The organism is Campylobacter sp. 2018MI13 (genome assembly GCF_018501135.1).
GTDB lineage: Bacteria > Campylobacterota > Campylobacteria > Campylobacterales > Campylobacteraceae > Campylobacter_E.
This window is the reverse complement of sequence record NZ_JAHCZC010000346.1, coordinates 1-233: the sequence shown is the minus strand read 5'-3', so window position 1 is coordinate 233 and position 233 is coordinate 1. Positions and strand designations below refer to the sequence as shown.

The 233-nt window shown below is 47.2% G+C and carries 1 rRNA gene; it reads left to right on the top strand.

Features of this window, described 5'->3' with window-relative positions:
* A 23S ribosomal RNA gene (locus KJQ99_RS10325) occupies window positions 1-233 on the top strand; the annotation flags it as partial.

Here is a 233-nt window from a genome sequence, read left to right as displayed (position 1 = left end):
CCATGAGCAGGTTGAAGCTAGTGTAAGAACTAGTGGAGGACCCAACCGACGGCCATTGAAACGGCTCCGGATGACTTGTGGATAGGGGTGAAAGGCCAATCAAACGTCGTGATAGCTGGTTCTCTCCGAAATATATTTAGGTATAGCGTTGTGTAGTAGCTATAAGGGGTAGAGCACTGAATGGGCTAGGGCATACACCAATGTACCAAACCCTATCAAACTCCGAATACTTA